This is a genomic window from Arhodomonas sp. SL1 (genome assembly GCF_052060015.1).
GTDB lineage: Bacteria > Pseudomonadota > Gammaproteobacteria > Nitrococcales > Nitrococcaceae > Arhodomonas.
The window spans coordinates 85,510-101,955 of record NZ_JBPODZ010000007.1 but is presented as its reverse complement, the minus strand read 5'-3'; the positions used below and the strand labels follow the sequence as shown (position 1 = coordinate 101,955).

Sequence of the window (16,446 nt, the reverse complement as noted above, 5' to 3'; positions counted from 1 at the left end):
TGATGGCAACCCACCCCTATTGTGCCATGCAACATGCCACCGGTCCCTTGTTCCCGGGGACTATAGCAGCAGCGGGCGCTACTGCCAGGACACGCCCCCAAACCAGATTCGTGCGGCTCCGGCACAGGCCCTTTGCCCAGCACACGGTTCCTGAATTGGATACATTTTCTTACGATTCTGCCAACACGATGAACGGCAGGAGCATACAGCCATGAACCACAATGAGCCGATCACCCATCAGGGCCATGTGGGCATCATCGAGATCGAGCCACCGTTGGGTCGCAGCCGGTGCATGGGCCCCGGCCTCCTCGGCCGCTACATGCGCCAGGTCAGTGACAGCGTGGGGACCCATATGCGCCGTCACGCCGACGAGCTCTCGGGTTTCTTCCAGCTGCCCCAGGCACGCTGAACGACCCCATTTTTCGGCGATAACGCCCAGCCCCGCGTTATCGCCTCACCGGCGAGTGCCGGTACATCGCCTCTCCTCCTCCTTGGCCGACCTTCGGGTCGGCTTCTTTTTTTGTTCCACCCTTTTTGATTCCCGCCTTCAATGCCGCCCCGGCACCCGTTCCATGGTCAACCGAAGGGCGAACGCGACATGCCGGTCTGCATCCAGCCCCGCCCCTTCGAGGCTGCCCGAGGTGACGACCCCGCATAGGCCCGCGGGGGACCAACCCTCGCCATCGCGGAACTCGAGGCGCATCGCATCCTCGAGGGAGGGGGCCGCCCCGGGGAGCAACCGGTACTGCCCGCGCAAGCCAAGCGGCGCCACGGCGCCGGCTACCATGGCCGGCAGTATGTATGCCGCCCGCCCCACCGCGGGTTCACCCAGATACACCAGCAGCAGCTGGCACAGCCGAGCGGTGGGGGGCGCCGCGGCGACGGTAACCGCGGCCACAAGCAGCCGGGCCTGCGGTGGATCCAGTGCCTGGCTGGCGAGCAGTTCATCCACCGCGCCGAGCAGTTCCGTACGCAGGCGCGGCGGGCCGTGTCCATCCGGCCCGCTGCCCTGCCAGGGCCCGATCGGCAGTAGCTGACGGCCACATCCCAGGGCACCCGCGACGCCGCCGTGCACGGCGGAGATCCATTCGCTATATCCGTCCAACCCCGCGACGGTCCCCGCCGGGGCAACGCTGCGCGGCGCCTGTTCCCGTGCTAGCCGTGCCTGTGCGTTCACGCCCACCTGTGGCCCTCCGTGTTTCCCGGTACCCAACGAAAAGCGCCCCCGGATCGGACGATCCGGGGGCGCTTTTCGTATCCTTCGGCCGTGTTAGGTGTCAGCCAATACGCCGCCTGCCCGGATCCGTGGACCCAGGAAAATACCAGCCGAACCAGCGGCGGGGGGACGGATTGACGTTCACTGCATACGGCAAACTCATCGCAACGACGCTATCACCGACCCCGACTCAGCGCAATACGGCGGTGAGCAGCCACAGGGTCCCCATGCCCGCCGCGAGGACGTAAATAGTGCCGCGGGTGCGCCAGGCTACCAGGGCGGCGACCACGCCGGCGGTAACGCGGGCGGGATCGAAGGGCGCCTCGCCACCGAGCAGGATCCCCGGTACCACCAGTGCCGAAAGGACGGCAGCGGGGACGTAGCGCAACGGCCGCCGCAGCCACTCCGGCATCCCGCGTCTGCCCACGGCCTGGATGAACGACAGCCGCAGGGCGAACGTCCCGAGCCCGGCGGCGAAGATGATGGTCCAGATCACCGCGTCGCTCATGCCGCCCACCGTGCCTGCCAGCGCTCCGCCAGGACCCCCGCCACCACCCCGGCGAGCGCGCCGGTGATCATGCCGAGGTTGAACGGCAGATTGTGGGCCGCCAGGGCTATGCCGCCGCCGACCACCGCAGCGACCGCCATGGGACGATCGTGGACCGCGGGCACGAGCAGCGCCAGGAAGATGAGCGGCACGGCAAAGCCGAGCTGCCAGGCCGGGGGCACCGCGGCACCGATCAGGATGCCGGCAGCGGTAGCGGCCAGCCACACCAACCACAAGGGCATGGCGGCCCCGAGGTAGAACCAGTGACGGTTGTCCATGTCGGGGTGCTTCATGAAACGGGTGATGCACACCGCATAGGCCTGATCGGTGAGCAGGTAGGCGAGCGGCGCCTTCCATCGGGTCGGCAGGTGGGCGAGATGGGGCGCCAACGAAGCACTGTACATGGCGAAGCGTAGGTTGATCACCAGCGCGGTGAGGATGATCACCCCCGCCCAGGCACCGTCGTTGATCAGCTGGGCAGCGGCAAGCTGGGAGGCGCCGGCGAAGATGAACAGCGACATCCCCATACTCGCGATCACGTCCAGTCCCGCCTCACGGGCGGCGATCCCGGCCATCACGCCAAAGGGCACGGCGCTGGCGGTAATCGGTCCCATGGCCAGCATGCCGCCCTTGAATGCCTCTCCACGTCTCATTGCCAATCCTATCCTGGGCACCGCCCGCCACTGCACAACCGCCGGATACTAGCAGACAAGCACCTGTGTGGCCTCGCCCCGGGCGCAGCCGAGCAGTTCGCTGAGCGCCACCGACAGCGGTGGCCGGGCCTCCTCCCGGCGGCGACTCGCGACGGGGCGGACCGTCTCGCCCTGCCGACGTCCCACCTCGAAACGGAACGCGAAATAGGGGGTCTGGCCCATACGCAGGTCGGTGATCACCACCGCCCCACCCTCCTCGCGGACCGCATAGAACCCCTTGGTGAAGCCCTGCAGCCGGCGCACCGACCACTGTTCGGCGATATCGTCCAACAGCGACGGATCGCTTGGGTAATGACGCAGGCGCAACGCCTCCGGTGCCTGCCCAATGCGATGGTAGCCCTCGTAGTAGCCATCCCGATCCACCACGAGCACCCGCCAGAGCACGGTGTTGAACGCCGTCGGCGTCACAAGCATGCGCTGGTAACTCACGCCCTGGGTATCCAGCGCCCGTCGGGCGACATCCTCAACGTGCTGCTGTGCAGCAACGCTCCAGACCAGGTAGGCGCTGCTCAGCGCCAGACCGACGGCGTTCCAACGGGCCGCCGCGGCCCAGCCCCTGCGAGGAAGGGCCCAGACCGCCAGAACGAGGCCGGCGAGTAGCGGCAGGGTGTACAGCGGATCGATGATAAAGATGCTACCGAGGCCGACGGGATAATCGGAGAACGGCTGCCACAGCTGGGTTCCGTAGATCGTGAGCGCATCGAGGGCGACATGGGTCACCAGCACCGCGACCATCGCGAGCAACCAACGGTAAGGCCGACGCCCGCAGCGATCCTCGTGCAGCCGGTCGGCCATTGCTGCCAACGCCACGGCGGCCACCAGTAACAGCGCCACGGCATGGCTGAAGCCGCGATGGTAGGTAAAGTTGGCCACCGCGTCGCCATAGTCCAGGATCACGTCCAGGTCCGGGAGGGTGCCGACGGCGCCGCCCCAGGCGAAGGCCCGCCAACCCGCGTGCCGGCCCATTACCGCGGCCCCGACGGCGGCGCCAAGGGCCATCTGTGTCAGTGAATCCATCCGGCTCCCTCTTGCTTCACGCGTGCAGGGCGCTCTACCCCCACGCCCGCCTGTGCCAGAATGCGCGCAGGCCCGAACCAGCGGAAATCGCCGTGATCAGGGGACAAATCGAGCGCCTGGAGGCGCTCATACGCCAACAGGACTTGGAGCGCATGTCACGCCCGAGGCGCTACGGGGTCTTTCTCGTGCGCCTGCTGCTGGCCGTGATCGAGGATCTCGCGGCCGGCCAACTGACCCTGCGCGCCATGAGCCTCGTCTATACCACCCTGCTGTCGATGGTGCCATTGCTGGCGGTGAGCTTCTCCGTGCTCAAGGCCTTCGGCGTTCACAACCAGATCCAGCCCACCCTGGCCCAGTTCCTCGCGCCCCTGGGTCCGCGCGGCGCGGAGATCACCACCCAGATCATCGAATTCGTGGAGAACATGCGCGTCGGCGTCCTCGGTGCGGTCGGGCTGGCCCTGCTGCTCTACACCGTGATCGCGCTCGTGCAGAAGGTCGAACAGGCGTTTAACGCCGCATGGCGCATCCGCCAGAACCGCCCCTTCACCCAGCGCTTCAGCCACTACCTCAGTGTCATCCTCATCGGCCCGGTGCTGATATTCTCCGCCCTGGGGATCACCGCCTCATTCTTCGGCGCCGAGTGGGTCCAGCGCCTCTCCACGGTGCGGCCCTTCGGCATGTTGCTGGATGTGGCCGCGGCCCTGGTGCCCTACGCCCTGGTCATCGCGGCGTTCACCTTCATCTACAGCTTCGTCCCCAATACGCGGGTGCGTCCGGCGGCCGCCTTCGCAGGGGCGCTCGTCGCCGGGGTGCTATGGCAGAGCACCGGCTGGGTGTTCGCCTCCTTCGTCGCCGGCTCCACCCGCTACACCGCCATCTACTCCGCCTTTGCCGCGCTGATCCTGTTCATGATCTGGCTGTATCTCAGCTGGTTGATCCTGCTACTCGGTGCCAGCGTGGCCTATTATGTCCAGAATCCCTCCCAGCTGCGCCTGCGCACCGAAGACACCCGGCTGAGCCCGCGCGTGCAGGAACGCCTTGGCGTCGCTATCCTCGCGCTCGCCGCCCGGGCCTACTACGCCCGAACCACCGCACCCGACGAGAACGCGCTGGCCGCGGAGCTGCAGGTCCCCACAAGCGCCGTCAGCGAAATGACGGGGGTATTGGAGGACTGCGGCCTGCTCCTTCGCCTGGATCCACCGCGGGGCCGCTACCCCGTATTCCGGCCGGCGATCCCGCCCGACGACACCCCCGTGAACGAGGTCCTCGACCGAATTCGCCGCCACGGCGAGCAACCGGGGCTGGGCGCCGAATCCGTGAGGCTCGCGCCGGGGGTTGCGGAGCTGGCCACCCGCTGGGAGAGCGGGCTCAGCGCCGCCGCCGCCGGGCCGAGTATCCGCGATCTGGCAGCAGCCGACGACGACGGATCCACCCCTGCCTCATGAGGCGCGAATCGCCGCGGCCTCGGCGCCGAAGTGCCGCGCATTCAGGGTCAACACCAGCCAGATCGTGAGCACCTGGATCAGCAGCGCGAGTGCCGTGAGCAGCCAGTAGGCGGTCCCGAACTTGACGATCAGCCCGACCCCCACCAGGCCCTTGTTGATGAAGAACTGCAGCATCACGCTCAAGGCCACGCCGGGGCAGACGAGTGCATAGGCACCGGCATCACGCTGGCCACCGGTAACAAAGCGCCGGAAATAGCGCTCGCGGCGCAGGACAATGAACCCGAAGAGCAGGAACAGCAGCTGCAGCGTCAGGGCAGTGGTGAGCATGGCAAAGGTGTCCGCCGCCGTCGCGCCACCACCGAAATGGGCATGCATGGCGTGTCCCTGGCGCATGCTCGCGATACTAAGAACGGTCAGGATCGGGACCACCACCCACAGCGACGGCGCGCTCTCAACGCTGGCGCCGTTCTCCATCATGGCACGGACGCCGAGGACCAGCATGATCAGGCCCATGGCGACCGCGGCTACAACAAAGAACGAGGAGGCGAAATACGAGATCCCCGCCACCCAGGCCACGCCGCTCATGGCAGCCGGGGCCGCCAGCCCGACCCCGATCATGGACAGGGCGAACGCCGGCAACAGCTGACTGAAACTGTTGTTGCGGCTGCAATCGAAGCCACCGCCGCTGAGCACCCGGCCCCAGAACTCGTCGAGCAGCCGGATCGCCCATACCCCGATGGCGAGGAAGGCGAGCATCGCCAAGGGGAACAGGTACTCCACCACCGACCAGGTGCCGGGGACGAACACCAGGGCCACGATGAACCCGGCATTCAGGGCCATCGCCGTGGCCAGGGGGCCGGCCAGCAGCTGGGTCTCGGCATTGCCGCGGCGCAGGGCGATGTAGGCCGCGGTACCCCGCCACGCGGCCGCCTCGCGGACGTTCCACACCAGCAACCGCAGCATCATCGCGGCGAACACCGCGATCCCCGCCCAGGCGACGACGATCGCGAGCTGTAGGGCCGCGCCGCCGTCGGCGAGGGCGGCGGTGATATCGGAGAACACCGGCACCGGCCGACCCGGGTGCGGCACCCAGAACATCAGCCACATAAAGAAGCTGACCACCAAGCCGCCGGCCCCGAGGGCGGCGAGGTAGTACAGCGGCGAGTAGTCGTCCTCCAGCCGGCTTGGCATACGAATGAGCAGCATCGCGAAGTCCCTCCCGCCGGGGAACGCACCCCGGACCTTCCATTAGTACGAGTTCGGACTAATGGAAGGGTAGCAACTTCTCCGCGATTCCGCCATCCGTGGCCACGCCCGGCGATCAGAACGCCGGTGCCTCGAGATCCGGCGCCGTGGCCTGCAGGGACGGCCGGGCCGCGATCGCCCGATGCCAGGCGGCGAGCTCGTCGTGGTCTTCCCGCCAGCCGAGCTCCGAGAGACGGAAATCCAGGTAATCCAGGGCCACGGCCAGGGCGATGCTGCCCAGATCCGGCCGGTCCATCAGCGGCCGGACCACGGTGGCGACCCGGGGGATCGTGCGCCGGATGGCCTCAAGGCGGCGCTCCACCAGTGGCGCCCCCGACGACTCGGGGTGGAACCGGCGATAGGCGACCACCCCCACCGCGCTATCGATGACCCCCTCGGCGAGTCCGAGCTTCTCGTGGACGTGCTCCACCCGGTCCAGGGGCATGAGCCGCGGCTCGGGGAAGCGGCGCTCCAGGTAGAGCGCGATTACCGCGCTCTCGGTTAGGCAGGTACCCGCATCGTCCTCCAGCACCGGTACCCGTGCCAGTGGACTCACGGCCAGGAGCTCCGGCGGATCATCCCAGGGATTGACCCACACCGGGGTCACGCGGTCGGTGAGCTGCTTCTCCAGCAGCACCACACGGATAACCCGGGCGTAGGGGGAGGTAGGTGATGCGTAGAGCTTCATGGGCGAAACCTCGGCAGCCAGGGGTATGGGGGAGGTTACTTGGTGCCGTACATCCGGTCGCCGGCATCACCGAGGCCCGGGAGGATGTAGGCCTTCTCGTTCAGTCCCTCGTCAACCACCGCGGTGAACAACGGCACGTCCGGGTGCTCGGCATGAAACGCCTCCACCCCCTCGGGTGAGGCCACCAGGCAGAGGAAGCGGATATCCCGGGCACCGTCGCGCTTGATCCGGCTCACCGCCGCGGCTGCCGAATGGCCGGTGGCCAGCATGGGATCCACCACCACGATGCGTCGCTCGTCGAGGGCGGCGGGGACCTTGTAATAGTACTCCACCGGTTCCAGGGTCTGTGGATCGCGATACAGCCCGACGTGCCCCACCCGGGCGGCGGGGATGAGCTCGAGCATGCCGTCGAGCAGCCCGTTGCCCGCCCGGAGGATGGAGATGAAGCAGAGCTTCTTACCCTCCAGGGTCGGCGCGGCCGGCATGTGCGCCAGCGGCGTGTCTACTGGGCGGGCGGTCAGCGGCAGGTCCCGCGTCACCTCGTAGGCGAGGAGTACCGACAGCTCGCGCAAGAGATTGCGAAACTTCGCGGTGGAGGTCGCCCGGTCGCGAAGCAGGGTGAGCTTGTGCTGGACCAGCGGATGACTGATGACGGTGAGCGACGGCTCCATGGCCTCTCCTTCCTCCACCAACCGTGAACCCTTTCTTCTGGCCGGCAAGCATACCAGAGCGCCCGCGGGGATTCCCCCACGGGCGGGAGCGCCCCTAGCGCCCCTCAGGGGAGGAGGTGGGCGACCGCGTCGCGCTCCTCGACGAGCTCCCGCTCCGTGGCCTGCATCCGCTCGCGGGAGAACTCGTCGATCTCGAGGCCTTGGACGATCTCATAGCGGCCGTTACGCACCCGGCAGGGGAAGGAGTAGATGATGCCTTCCGCGACGCCGTAACTGCCGTCGGAGGGGACCGCCATGCTGACCCAGTCGTCCTCGGGGGTGCCCATGGTCCAGTCACGCATGTGGTCGATGGCGGCGCTCGCCGCACTGGCCGCGCTCGACTGCCCACGGGCCTTGATGATGGCGGCGCCGCGCTGCTGCACAGTGGGGATGAACTCGTCAACGAGCCACTGCTGCTCCACGAGCTCCCGGGCGGGCCGGCCACCGACACTGGCGTGGCTGATATCCGGGTACTGGGTGGCGGAGTGGTTGCCCCAAACCACGAGGTTGCGAATATCGGTGGTGTGGCTGTCGGTACGATTGGCGAGCTGGGCCAAAGCGCGATTGTGATCGAGCCGCATCATGGCTGTGAAACAGCGCGGATCCAGGTCCGGCGCATTGCGCTGGGCGATCAGGGCATTGGTGTTCGCCGGGTTGCCCACCACCAGCACGCGGACATCCCGGCTGGCGACGTCATTGAGGGCCTTACCCTGGGCGGAGAAGATCGAGGCGTTGGCCTCGAGCAGGTCCTTGCGCTCCATGCCGGGCCCCCGGGGCTTGGCGCCGACGAGCAGGACGTAGTCCGCATCCCGGAAGCCCTCCTCGGCCTTGTCCGTTTTCGTGATCCCCGCGACCAGGGGGAAGGCACAGTCCTCCAGCTCCATGACCACGCCCTCGACGGCGTCCATCGCCGGCGGGATCTCCAGTAGCTGGAGGATGACGGGCTGGTCCGGACCGAGCATCTCGCCGGCGGCGACCCGGAACAGTAGGCTGTAGCCGATCTGGCCCGCGGCACCGGTTACCGCGACACGTACGGGTGCTTTCATGGGGGATCTCCTGATTGCCTGGGGTATGCCTGGACACGACGCGGCGCGCCCTGCCATTTCGGCGCGATTGTAGCAGACCCGAATGCCGGGCGCCCTTGCCGCAGCGCAGCAGCCCGATACTGCCGTGGATTGCGCCCCGCCCGGCGCGCCTCAATCGGTGCCGCCGCCGCGGTTTGTGCGTCGCAGTGCATCGAGGAATGCTTCCTGCAGCTGCTGCATGCCAGGGACATCGGGCTGCGCCCAGGTGCGCAGGAACGCCGCCGGGTCGTAGCCCTCCCAGCCCTCCTGCATCCGCTCGCGCACCGCCGCTACCACCTCGTCCTGGAGGGCACTCACATCCGGCAGCCCGAGGAACCGCCGAAGCTCCTCCGGCGTCGCATCCACATCCACCTTGATCCGCATGGACCCACCTCCTTACTCACGTCTCGAGCTCCGCGCGCATAGGCACCGGATCACCCACGGCGAGCCCGAGCTCCCGGGCGGCATCCCCCTGATTGACCGCAATCTCCACCAGGCCCAAGGAGTTCTCGTACCAGAACGCCGCCCCGGGCGCGCACTCCGCGAAGGTCCGCGCACGCGGCAATTCCCGGCCACCGGGCCGCGGCGCTTCCCCCGCGGTCAGGGCGGCGACGTTCCTGCCTATCATGACATTGCCGAAGTCATCGATATAGATGGCGACGTCCCGCTCCCGTGACTCACCCCGCCCCACCCATTCCCTCACCGGCCGCAGACCCGCAGGCATACGACCGACGGCCAGACTCGCCGCGGCCGGTGCGAATACGTCCCGGCCGTGGAAGCTCGCCGACGCCTCCCCCGGCACCGGCAACCGCCAGGCCCGTGCCCCGTCCTCGCCGACAAGGGCCGCGGCGAACAAGCCGTTATCCGGGCCGATCAGCCACTGCTCGCCGCGCCGGCACACCAGCGCGGAACGTTCCGTACCGACCCCGGGATCGATGACACCCACAACGATGCACCGACGCGGCAGCCCCGGCAGCAACGCCGCAAGCAACCGCCCGGCCTCCACCGGCCGGAAGCGGGGCGCATCGTGCATCAGATCCACCACGGGAACGGAGGGCACTCGACCGGCGACTACCCGGTGCATGAGCCCGACGTACGGACCGCACCAGCCGAAGTCTGTATACAGCAGGATCATCGTTCCCCTCCCGCAGATACAAAAAAACCGGGCCGCGTCCCCGCGTGCCCGGTCCTCATCCCCCGGAATGGTTCCCTGCCGATTCAGGCCTCTTCCGGCTGCTCCGCGGCTTCGTCCTCTTCAAGGTCGACCGGCCGATCAACCAGCTCCACCAGCGCCATGGGAGCATTATCCCCGGCCCGGAAACCGGCCTTGAGGATGCGCAAGTAGCCCCCCGGCCGCTGCTGATACCGCGGGCCGAGCTCCTCGAACAGCTTGGTCACCACCTCCTTGTCGCGAAGTCGCGCAAAGGCAGTCCGGCGCTTCGCCACCCCATCCTCCTTGGCCAGGGTAATCAGCGGCTCAGCCACCCGCCGCAACTCCTTGGCCTTGGGCAGCGTGGTGCGAATCACCTCGTGCCGGAAGAGCGAGGCGGCCATGTTCCGGAACATGGCCTGCCTATGACTGCTGTTGCGATTGAGCTTACGTCCCGATTTGCGATGGCGCATATCTGCCTTCCTTAATTCCGTGCGACTCAGCCCAGCGCGCGGCTGCTGTCATCCAGCCCGGCCGGTGGCCAACTGTCCAAGCGCATTCCGAGCTGCAGACCGTGCTGGGCCAGCACCTCTTTGATCTCGTTGAGCGACTTCTTGCCGAGGTTCGGCGTCTTCAACAGCTCGACCTCGGTCTTCTGGACTAGGTCACCAACGTAATGGATGCTCTCGGCCTTGAGGCAGTTCGCCGAGCGCACTGTGAGCTCCAGATCATCGATGGGCCGAAGCAGCACCGGATCCACCGATGGCTCCTCGCGCTCCGGCTCGAAGCTCTCCTCGCCGCCCTCAAGATCGACGAAGACAGCGAGCTGGTCGCGAAGCAACCCGGCGGCAAAACGCACCGCCTCTTCCGGCTCCAGCACCCCGTTCGTTTCGATATCCAGCACCAGCTTATCGAGATCCGTGCGCTGTTCGACACGCGCACTCTCGACGTTGTATGCCACCCGGCGCACGGGGCTGTAGGTCGCGTCCAGCGCAAGCCGACCGATCGTCCGCTCCTCGTCGCGCTCCCGCGCCGTGGCGGGTTCGTAGCCACGCCCCCGCTCCACGCGGATACTCGCCTCGAACGGGATATCCCGAGTAAGCGTCGCGATCACCAGGTCCGGGTTCTTCACCTCGACGTCGTGTGCCGTCTCGATGTCACCCGCCGTGACGGGACCCGGCCCCTGCTTCGAGAGCCGGAGCGTGGCCTCTTCCCGGGAATGCAGACGAACGGCGAGCTCCTTGAGGTTGAGCAGGATATCGACGACGTCCTCATGGACGCCCTCGATCGCCGTGTACTCGTGCAGCACCCCTTCGATCTCCGCCTCGGTGACGGCATAGCCGGGCATCGAGGAGAGCAGGACGCGACGCAACGCATTGCCCAGAGTGTGACCGAAACCGCGCTCCAGCGGCTCCAGCGTCACCTTCGCGCGGCGGTCGTCGATGGCCTCGACATCCACCACCCGCGGCTTGAGATAGTCCTTGTATTGACCCTGCATGAGGTTGAACCTCTCGATTGACCCGAGCGCGGCGCCGTTACTTGGAGTACAGCTCGATGATCAGGTGTTCGTTGATCTCCTGCGAGAGATCCGCCCGATCCGGGACCTGCTTGAACGTCCCCTGGAACTGATTCGGATCCACCTCGACCCACTGCGGAAAGCCCGCCTGCTGCGCCATCTCAAGCGCCGCCTGTACGCGCACCTGCTTGCGGGCCTTCTCCTTGAGCGAGACCACGTCACCCGGCTTGACCTGGGCCGAGGCAACGTTCGTCACCCGACCGTTGACCTGTACCGCCCGGTGGGCAACCAGCTGCCGCGCCTCGGCCCTCGTGGAGCCAAAGCCCATGCGGTAGACGACGTTATCCAGCCGACTCTCCAGGAGCTGGAGCAGGTTCTCACCGGTGTTGCCCTTGCGCCGGTCCGCCTCCTTGTAGTAATTGCGGAACTGCTTCTCGAGCACACCGTACATCCGGCGCACCTTCTGCTTCTCGCGCAGCTGCAGTCCGTAATCGGAAAGCCGCGTACGCCGCTGACCGTGCTGGCCGGGCGGCGTGTCGAGCTTGCACTTGCTGTCCAGCGGCCGAACACCACTCTTTAGCGACAGGTCGGTGCCCTCGCGCCGGGCGAGCTTGCAGGTCGGTCCAATATATCTCGCCATCGTTGCTCCCCTTAGACGCGGCGCTTCTTGGGCGGACGACATCCGTTGTGCGGGATGGGCGTCACGTCCGAGATGTTGGTGACCCGATAGCCGGAGTTGTTCAGCGCCCGGACCGCCGACTCGCGGCCGGGCCCGGGGCCCTTGACCCGAACCTCCAGGTTCTTCAGGCCATAGTCCTTGGCCGCCTCACCGGCGCGTTCCGAGGCCACCTGCGCGGCGAACGGCGTGCTCTTGCGGGAGCCGCGGAAGCCACTGCCCCCCGCGCTCGCCCAGGCCAGCGCGTTGCCCTGCCGGTCGGTGATGGTAATGATGGTGTTATTGAAGGTCGCGTTCACGTGGGCGATACCGTCAACGACGGTACGCTTCACGCGCTTGCGCGCCCGGGTACTTGCTTTCGCCATAATGCCCGTCCTGAATTCCGTACTGCGAAATCGCCAGCCGCTGCGTTACCGCGTCACCGGGCGGCGCGGCCCCTTGCGCGTGCGGGCGTTGGTTCGCGTCTGTTGGCCGCGCACCGGAAGCCCACGGCGATGGCGGATGCCGCGATAGCACCCGAGGTCCATCAACCGCTTGATATCCATCGCAACGCTGCGCCGCAGATCGCCCTCGACCACGTACTTGCCCACTTCCTGACGGAGATTCTCCAGCTCGTCGTCGGAGAGCTCCCTGATCCGGCGATTCGGCGCCACGCCGGTGGCCTCGCAGATCGCGCGGGCCCGCGTCCGACCGACGCCATAGATCGCCGTGAGCGCAATTTCCGCATGCTTGTTCGCGGGAATGTTAACGCCAGCTATCCGGGCCATGAATTCCTACTCCCAATAAACAATGCCCGCGGAAAGCCCGCTAGTATAGCGGGCCTTCCGCCACGTATTCAAGCCGCCAGGGGCTCAGCCCTGGCGCTGCTTGTGCCGCCCGTCCGAACAGATCACCCGAACCGTGCCCCGGCGCTTTACCACCTTGCAGTTGCGGCAGATCTTCTTGACCGATGCCCGTACTTTCATCTCGTTGTCTCCGCAGAATCCGCGGGCGCGCCCCGTCCACAGGGCCCGCCCGAAACCCGTATCGATGGCCCGCAACGCCAGCGGCACCACCACCCCTGGCCCCTTACCGGAGCATTCCGCCGCCCCGGCCGTGGGCCTTCAGATTCGCCTTCTTCATCAGTGGCTCGTACTGATGCGAAAGCAGGTGCGCCTGGATCTGGGACATGAAGTCCATGACCACGATCACGATGATCAGCAGTGAGGTGCCCCCGAAGTAGAACGGCACGTTCCAATACAGCAGCAGGAACTCCGGCAGCAAACACACCCCGGTGATATACAGCGCACCCACCAGCGTCAGTCGCGTCATCACCTTGTCTATATAACGGGCCGTCTGCTCCCCCGGCCGAATACCAGGGATGAAGGCACCCGAGCGCTTGAGGTTATCGGCGGTCTCCCGTGCGTTGAACACCAGCGCGGTGTAGAAAAAGCAGAAGAATATGATCGCCACCGCATAGAAGGTGATGTACAGCGGCTGCCCGGGACTGAGCATATTGCCGATGCCCTGCAACCAGCCGAGCGAACCCTGGCCGAACCACTGCCCCAGTGTCGCCGGGAACAGGATAATGCTGGAAGCGAAGATCGGGGGGATCACCCCAGCCATGTTCAGCTTCAACGGCAGATGGCTCGACTGGGCGGCGTACATCTTCCGGCCCTGCTGGCGCCGGGCGTACTGCACCGTGATACGCCGCTGCCCCCGCTCGATGAACACGATGAACCCGATCACCGCGATCGCCAGGGCCAGGAAGAACAGCACCGTCAGGATCGAAAGCTCCCCGGTGCGCGCCAGCTCTAGGGTCCCGCCCAATGCCGAAGGCAGCCCCGCGACAATGCCGGCAAAGATGATCAGCGAGATACCGTTACCGATCCCGCGCTCGGTGATCTGCTCGCCGAGCCACATGAGGAAGATGGTACCGGTCACCAGCGTGATCGTCCCGGTAAAGACGAACGCCATACCGGGGTTGAGCACCACTCCCTGATTCTGGAGCGCATAGGTTATCCCGATCCCCTGGAACGTCGCCAGCGCCAGCGTCCCGTAGCGGGTGTACTTGGTGATCTGGCGCCGCCCTTGCTCACCCTCCTTACGCAACTGCTCGAGCGTCGGCACCACCATGCTCATGAGCTGCATGATGATCGAGGCCGAGATGTAGGGCATGACCCCGAGGGCGAAGATGGACAGCCGCGACAGGGCACCCCCCGAGAACATGTTGAACATGTCCAGGATGGTGCCCGACTGCTGCTCGAACATCTGGGCCAGCGCGGTCTGGTCGATCCCGGGGATGGTCAGGTGCGCACCCAGCCGATAGATCACCAGCGCCATTAGCACGAACATCAGCCGCTGGCGCACCTCGGTGAGCCGCCCGAGGCCCGCAAGCGCATTCACGTTGCCAGGGGACTTGGCCAATTTACGCCTCTACCTTGCCGCCGGCCTGCTCGATCGCCTTACGGGCCCCGGCGGTCACGCCGAGCCCCCGCACGCTGAACGCGCGGACGGGCTCGCCGGAGGCCACGATCTTCGCTTCACGCACGTTGCGCGGCACCACTCCGGCCTGTTTCAGCGCCGGAAGATCCACCACGTCCCCGTCCACGTACTTCAGCTCGGAGAGACGGACCTCCGCCACGTAACGGCCGCGGCGAGAGCGGAACCCGACCTTCGGCACCCGCCGCTGCAGCGGCATCTGGCCGCCTTCGAAGCCCACCTTGTGGAACCCGCCGCTGCGCGAGTGCTGGCCCTTGTGGCCGCGACCCGCGGTCTTTCCGTTGCCCGAGGAATGGCCCCGACCGACGCGATTCGCGTCGGGGCGGCTGCCCCCTGCCGGGCGAATGCTGTTCAAGCGCATGGCTCAGGTCTCCTCAACGTTGAGCATGTACGCGATCTTGCGAATCATGCCCCGATTCTCCGGTGTATCGCTCACCGTCACACTCTGATGCATCCGCCGCAGCCCGAGCCCGGTAACGCAGGCGCGGTGGCTGCGCAGCCGCCCGGAGGGGCTGCGGACCAGAGTGATCTTGATCTGCTTGTTGTTCGCCATGACTACCCCAGAATCTCCTCAACGCTCTTCCCACGCCGCTCGGCCACTAGCTCCGGCGACTGGTACTGCGTGAGCGCGTTGACCGTGGCCCGCACGACGTTCACGGGGTTGCGCGAGCCAATGGTCTTGGCCAGCACGTCCTGAACGCCCACCACCTCGAAGACGGCACGCATGGCGCCGCCGGCGATGATGCCGGTACCGGCCGATGCCGGCTGCACATAGACCTTGCTCGCGCCGTGCCAGCCGGTCATGGCGTACTGCAGGGTGTTCTCGTTGAGATGCACCTTGCGCATGTTCTTCCGCGCCTTCTCCATCGCCTTCTGAATGGCGAGGGGGACCTCACGTGCCTTGCCGTAGCCAAACCCGACGGAACCCTCCCCGTCGCCGACCACGGTCAGGGCGGTGAAGCCGAACTGGCGACCGCCCTTCACCACCTTGGCCACGCGATTGATCTCGATGAGCTTCTCGCGCAGCCCCTCGTTGCTTACGTCGCTCGTCGCCATTGCTTTACGCCCTTCGTCAGAACTTCAGGCCGGCCTCACGCGCGGCCTCTGCCAGCGCCTGCACCCGCCCGTGATACTTGAAGCCGGCCCGGTCGAACGCGACCTCCTCGATGCCGGCCTTGCGGGCCCGCTCCGCGATCGCCCGCCCGACGGCCTGCGCCGCCGCCACATTGCCGCCGTTGGAGAGATCCCCAAGGACCTCCTTCTCCAAGGTCGACGCCGCCGCCAGGGTGCGATCCGCCTCCGGCGCGATGATCTGCGCATAGGTATGGCGCGGGGTACGGTGCACCGTGAGCCGGTACGCCCCGAGCTCGCGGATCTTTGCTCGGGCGCGCCGTGCGCGCCTCAGCCGTGCGGTTTTCTTGTCCATAACGCCTGTCTACCTACCTACTTCTTCTTGGCTTCCTTAAGCACCACGCGCTCGTCCGCGTAGCGCACGCCCTTGCCCTTGTAGGGCTCCGGCGGGCGGAAGCCACGAATCTTCGCCGCGACCTGGCCGACCAGCTGCTTGTCGACACCCCGGACCACGACCTCCGTCTGGGTCGGCGTCTCCACCGTGACCCCATCGGGGACCGGAAAATCCACTGGGTGCGAAAAGCCGAGCGTGAGGTTCAGCGTGCTGCCCTTGGCCTGGGCGCGATAGCCAACGCCCGTCAGCTGCAGGCGTCGCTCCCAGCCATCGCTGACGCCGACGACCATGTTGTTCAGGAGAGCGCGCGTGGTGCCCGCCAAGGCCACCGCCTCCTGGCGGGTCTTGCGCGGCTCGCACTGCAGGACCCCGTCGGAGTGCTCGACACCCACCCAGTCGTGGACCTCGTGGTGCAGCTCGCCCTTCGGCCCCTTTACGGTGACCGACTGCCCCTGCAGGGTCACCTCCACGCCCGACGGGACTTGGATCGGACTTTTTGCAACTCTGGACATG

The 16,446-nt window shown here is 66.8% G+C and carries 24 protein-coding genes; 2 read left to right on the top strand and 22 right to left on the bottom strand.

All coding sequences use genetic code 11. The features are described from left to right. Positions 1–211 precede the first annotated feature (211 nt). Entirely contained in the window at positions 212–409 is a 198-nt protein-coding gene (locus tag ACQ754_RS11495; RefSeq protein WP_440997172.1) for a hypothetical protein, read from the top strand. A 138-nt stretch (positions 410–547) separates the two neighbouring features. Here ACQ754_RS11495 and ACQ754_RS11490 read toward each other — a convergent pair whose 3' ends face one another. The 4 genes from ACQ754_RS11490 to ACQ754_RS11475 all read right to left on the bottom strand — a co-directional run bounded on the left by ACQ754_RS11490 (position 548) and on the right by ACQ754_RS11475 (position 3,493). Further along, positions 548–1,183, bottom strand: coding sequence for a hypothetical protein (locus tag ACQ754_RS11490; RefSeq protein WP_440997171.1), 636 nt, complete (start codon positions 1,181–1,183; stop codon positions 548–550). A gap of 223 nt (positions 1,184–1,406) precedes the next feature. Further along, on the bottom strand, positions 1,407–1,724 hold the full coding sequence (locus ACQ754_RS11485) for an AzlD domain-containing protein (RefSeq protein WP_440997170.1): 318 nt from the start codon (positions 1,722–1,724) through the stop codon (positions 1,407–1,409). Beyond that, positions 1,721–2,416: an AzlC family ABC transporter permease gene (locus ACQ754_RS11480; RefSeq protein WP_440997169.1), complete on the bottom strand. Its 696-nt coding sequence runs from the start codon at positions 2,414–2,416 to the stop codon at positions 1,721–1,723. The genes ACQ754_RS11485 and ACQ754_RS11480 overlap by 4 nt, the downstream gene beginning before the upstream one ends. A gap of 48 nt (positions 2,417–2,464) precedes the next feature. After that, entirely contained in the window at positions 2,465–3,493 is a 1,029-nt protein-coding gene (locus ACQ754_RS11475; RefSeq protein WP_440997168.1) for a metal-dependent hydrolase, read from the bottom strand. 92 nt (positions 3,494–3,585) lie between these two features. On the opposite strand from ACQ754_RS11475, the gene ACQ754_RS11470 reads away from it, so the two are divergent. After that, positions 3,586–4,938 carry a YihY/virulence factor BrkB family protein gene (locus ACQ754_RS11470; RefSeq protein WP_440997167.1) on the top strand — a complete coding sequence of 451 codons (1,353 nt, stop codon included), beginning with the start codon at positions 3,586–3,588 and terminating at the stop codon, positions 4,936–4,938. Here the strand turns inward: ACQ754_RS11470 and ACQ754_RS11465 are convergent. From ACQ754_RS11465 to rplF, 18 genes are all read right to left on the bottom strand, one after another. Beyond that, positions 4,933–6,144 carry a TsoY family (seleno)protein gene (locus tag ACQ754_RS11465; protein WP_440997166.1) on the bottom strand — a complete coding sequence of 404 codons (1,212 nt, stop codon included), beginning with the start codon at positions 6,142–6,144 and terminating at the stop codon, positions 4,933–4,935. The genes ACQ754_RS11470 and ACQ754_RS11465 overlap by 6 nt on opposite strands. Before the next feature lie 115 nt (positions 6,145–6,259). Next, positions 6,260–6,871 (bottom strand): glutathione S-transferase family protein, encoded by a 612-nt coding sequence (locus tag ACQ754_RS11460; protein ID WP_440997165.1) that lies wholly within the window; start codon positions 6,869–6,871, stop codon positions 6,260–6,262. 35 nt (positions 6,872–6,906) lie between these two features. Then, a complete protein-coding gene (upp, locus tag ACQ754_RS11455) occupies positions 6,907–7,542 on the bottom strand; it encodes a uracil phosphoribosyltransferase (protein WP_440997164.1) in 636 nt (211 codons plus the stop codon). Positions 7,543–7,646: 104 nt separating this feature from the next. Continuing rightward, positions 7,647–8,627 (bottom strand): malate dehydrogenase, encoded by a 981-nt coding sequence (locus tag ACQ754_RS11450; RefSeq protein ID WP_440997163.1) that lies wholly within the window; start codon positions 8,625–8,627, stop codon positions 7,647–7,649. A gap of 150 nt (positions 8,628–8,777) precedes the next feature. Then, positions 8,778–9,029 carry a DUF6489 family protein gene (locus ACQ754_RS11445; RefSeq protein WP_440997162.1) on the bottom strand — a complete coding sequence of 84 codons (252 nt, stop codon included), beginning with the start codon at positions 9,027–9,029 and terminating at the stop codon, positions 8,778–8,780. A gap of 16 nt (positions 9,030–9,045) precedes the next feature. After that, a complete protein-coding gene (locus ACQ754_RS11440) occupies positions 9,046–9,780 on the bottom strand; it encodes an SAM hydrolase/SAM-dependent halogenase family protein (RefSeq protein ID WP_440997161.1) in 735 nt (244 codons plus the stop codon). Between the two features lie 83 nt (positions 9,781–9,863). Further along, on the bottom strand, positions 9,864–10,268 hold the full coding sequence (gene rplQ / locus ACQ754_RS11435; RefSeq protein WP_440997160.1) for a 50S ribosomal protein L17: 405 nt from the start codon (positions 10,266–10,268) through the stop codon (positions 9,864–9,866). Positions 10,269–10,294: 26 nt separating this feature from the next. Then, on the bottom strand, positions 10,295–11,293 hold the full coding sequence (locus ACQ754_RS11430; protein ID WP_440997159.1) for a DNA-directed RNA polymerase subunit alpha: 999 nt from the start codon (positions 11,291–11,293) through the stop codon (positions 10,295–10,297). A gap of 37 nt (positions 11,294–11,330) precedes the next feature. Next, entirely contained in the window at positions 11,331–11,951 is a 621-nt protein-coding gene (gene rpsD / locus ACQ754_RS11425) for a 30S ribosomal protein S4 (protein WP_440997158.1), read from the bottom strand. An 11-nt stretch (positions 11,952–11,962) separates the two neighbouring features. Beyond that, positions 11,963–12,352 (bottom strand): 30S ribosomal protein S11, encoded by a 390-nt coding sequence (rpsK, locus tag ACQ754_RS11420; RefSeq protein WP_440997157.1) that lies wholly within the window; start codon positions 12,350–12,352, stop codon positions 11,963–11,965. A 45-nt stretch (positions 12,353–12,397) separates the two neighbouring features. Next, positions 12,398–12,754: a 30S ribosomal protein S13 gene (gene rpsM / locus ACQ754_RS11415; RefSeq protein WP_440997156.1), complete on the bottom strand. Its 357-nt coding sequence runs from the start codon at positions 12,752–12,754 to the stop codon at positions 12,398–12,400. An 84-nt stretch (positions 12,755–12,838) separates the two neighbouring features. Next, positions 12,839–12,952 carry a 50S ribosomal protein L36 gene (gene rpmJ / locus ACQ754_RS11410; RefSeq protein ID WP_440997155.1) on the bottom strand — a complete coding sequence of 38 codons (114 nt, stop codon included), beginning with the start codon at positions 12,950–12,952 and terminating at the stop codon, positions 12,839–12,841. Positions 12,953–13,055: 103 nt separating this feature from the next. Continuing rightward, complete coding sequence (gene secY / locus ACQ754_RS11405; RefSeq protein WP_440997267.1) at positions 13,056–14,321, bottom strand: preprotein translocase subunit SecY; 1,266 nt, start codon at positions 14,319–14,321, stop codon at positions 13,056–13,058. Between the two features lie 73 nt (positions 14,322–14,394). Continuing rightward, on the bottom strand, positions 14,395–14,829 hold the full coding sequence (gene rplO, locus ACQ754_RS11400) for a 50S ribosomal protein L15 (RefSeq protein ID WP_440997154.1): 435 nt from the start codon (positions 14,827–14,829) through the stop codon (positions 14,395–14,397). A 3-nt stretch (positions 14,830–14,832) separates the two neighbouring features. Then, the gene (gene rpmD / locus ACQ754_RS11395) at positions 14,833–15,021 is read right to left on the bottom strand and encodes a 50S ribosomal protein L30 (protein ID WP_440997153.1); all 189 of its coding nucleotides are present in this window, start codon (positions 15,019–15,021) and stop codon (positions 14,833–14,835) included. Positions 15,022–15,023: 2 nt separating this feature from the next. Further along, entirely contained in the window at positions 15,024–15,524 is a 501-nt protein-coding gene (gene rpsE / locus ACQ754_RS11390) for a 30S ribosomal protein S5 (protein WP_440997152.1), read from the bottom strand. A 16-nt stretch (positions 15,525–15,540) separates the two neighbouring features. After that, positions 15,541–15,894 (bottom strand): 50S ribosomal protein L18, encoded by a 354-nt coding sequence (rplR, locus tag ACQ754_RS11385; RefSeq protein ID WP_440997151.1) that lies wholly within the window; start codon positions 15,892–15,894, stop codon positions 15,541–15,543. Positions 15,895–15,911: 17 nt separating this feature from the next. Then, entirely contained in the window at positions 15,912–16,445 is a 534-nt protein-coding gene (gene rplF, locus ACQ754_RS11380) for a 50S ribosomal protein L6 (protein ID WP_440997150.1), read from the bottom strand. Position 16,446 lies beyond the last annotated feature (1 nt).

Excerpts from the sequence above, each read along its gene's own strand:
- rpmD (WP_440997153.1), bottom strand. The coding sequence starts at position 15,021 with ATGGCGAACAACAAGCAGATCAAGATCACTCTGGTCCGCAGCCCCTCC.
- secY (WP_440997267.1), bottom strand. The coding sequence starts at position 14,321 with ATGTTCGTGCTAATGGCGCTGGTGATCTATCGGCTGGGTGCGCACCTG.
- upp (WP_440997164.1), bottom strand. The coding sequence starts at position 7,542 with ATGGAGCCGTCGCTCACCGTCATCAGTCATCCGCTGGTCCAGCACAAG.
- rplR (WP_440997151.1), bottom strand. The coding sequence starts at position 15,894 with ATGGACAAGAAAACCGCACGGCTGAGGCGCGCACGGCGCGCCCGAGCA.
- ACQ754_RS11445 (WP_440997162.1), bottom strand. The coding sequence starts at position 9,029 with ATGCGGATCAAGGTGGATGTGGATGCGACGCCGGAGGAGCTTCGGCGG.
- rplQ (WP_440997160.1), bottom strand. The coding sequence starts at position 10,268 with ATGCGCCATCGCAAATCGGGACGTAAGCTCAATCGCAACAGCAGTCAT.
- rpsK (WP_440997157.1), bottom strand. The coding sequence starts at position 12,352 with ATGGCGAAAGCAAGTACCCGGGCGCGCAAGCGCGTGAAGCGTACCGTC.
- rpsD (WP_440997158.1), bottom strand. The coding sequence starts at position 11,951 with ATGGCGAGATATATTGGACCGACCTGCAAGCTCGCCCGGCGCGAGGGC.
- ACQ754_RS11475 (WP_440997168.1), bottom strand. The coding sequence starts at position 3,493 with ATGGATTCACTGACACAGATGGCCCTTGGCGCCGCCGTCGGGGCCGCG.
- rpsM (WP_440997156.1), bottom strand. The coding sequence starts at position 12,754 with ATGGCCCGGATAGCTGGCGTTAACATTCCCGCGAACAAGCATGCGGAA.
- ACQ754_RS11495 (WP_440997172.1), top strand. The coding sequence starts at position 212 with ATGAACCACAATGAGCCGATCACCCATCAGGGCCATGTGGGCATCATC.
- ACQ754_RS11450 (WP_440997163.1), bottom strand. The coding sequence starts at position 8,627 with ATGAAAGCACCCGTACGTGTCGCGGTAACCGGTGCCGCGGGCCAGATC.
- ACQ754_RS11480 (WP_440997169.1), bottom strand. The coding sequence starts at position 2,416 with ATGAGACGTGGAGAGGCATTCAAGGGCGGCATGCTGGCCATGGGACCG.
- ACQ754_RS11430 (WP_440997159.1), bottom strand. The coding sequence starts at position 11,293 with ATGCAGGGTCAATACAAGGACTATCTCAAGCCGCGGGTGGTGGATGTC.
- ACQ754_RS11465 (WP_440997166.1), bottom strand. The coding sequence starts at position 6,144 with ATGCTGCTCATTCGTATGCCAAGCCGGCTGGAGGACGACTACTCGCCG.
- rplF (WP_440997150.1), bottom strand. The coding sequence starts at position 16,445 with ATGTCCAGAGTTGCAAAAAGTCCGATCCAAGTCCCGTCGGGCGTGGAG.
- rplO (WP_440997154.1), bottom strand. The coding sequence starts at position 14,829 with ATGCGCTTGAACAGCATTCGCCCGGCAGGGGGCAGCCGCCCCGACGCG.
- ACQ754_RS11460 (WP_440997165.1), bottom strand. The coding sequence starts at position 6,871 with ATGAAGCTCTACGCATCACCTACCTCCCCCTACGCCCGGGTTATCCGT.
- ACQ754_RS11485 (WP_440997170.1), bottom strand. The coding sequence starts at position 1,724 with ATGAGCGACGCGGTGATCTGGACCATCATCTTCGCCGCCGGGCTCGGG.
- rpmJ (WP_440997155.1), bottom strand. The coding sequence starts at position 12,952 with ATGAAAGTACGGGCATCGGTCAAGAAGATCTGCCGCAACTGCAAGGTG.
- rpsE (WP_440997152.1), bottom strand. The coding sequence starts at position 15,524 with ATGGCGACGAGCGACGTAAGCAACGAGGGGCTGCGCGAGAAGCTCATC.
- ACQ754_RS11440 (WP_440997161.1), bottom strand. The coding sequence starts at position 9,780 with ATGATCCTGCTGTATACAGACTTCGGCTGGTGCGGTCCGTACGTCGGG.